This window comes from Cognatundibacterium luofuense, from assembly GCF_018139685.1.
GTDB classification, from domain to species: domain Bacteria; phylum Pseudomonadota; class Gammaproteobacteria; order Burkholderiales; family Burkholderiaceae_D; genus Undibacterium; species Undibacterium luofuense.
The window spans coordinates 1-283 of sequence record NZ_JAGSPN010000644.1; the positions used below are offsets into that span (position 1 = coordinate 1).

A 283-nucleotide genomic window follows, 5' to 3' on the forward strand; every position below is an offset into this window, starting at 1 on the left:
GGTGCAAGTGATGGTATTGCCGGAAGCCTTGTACAGCGTCTGGTTGAAAGGACCTGTTGCGCCATCCTGGCTGAACAGCCATTTACCCTTGGTGTTTTGCGGCACCAGTTTTTCTGCACCATTGACGTCGATGTATTTGTATTCGGCATTTGGAGTATTGTCCATGTGCTCAAAGGTCGCCCAGATCAATTCGGGATTGCCCTTTGCGCTGCCGACCACGTGCACACCGACCAGTGCCAGTTTGGTTTTTTTGTTCTTGACTGCGCCCGGCTTCAGTGAAGCA

The 283-nt window shown here is 51.9% G+C and carries 1 protein-coding gene; it reads right to left on the bottom strand.

The genetic code is table 11. The features are described 5' to 3' along the window. Positions 1-283, bottom strand: a 283-nt coding sequence (locus tag KDM89_RS22015; protein ID WP_212689875.1) for a hypothetical protein, incomplete at both ends; no start/stop codon positions are given.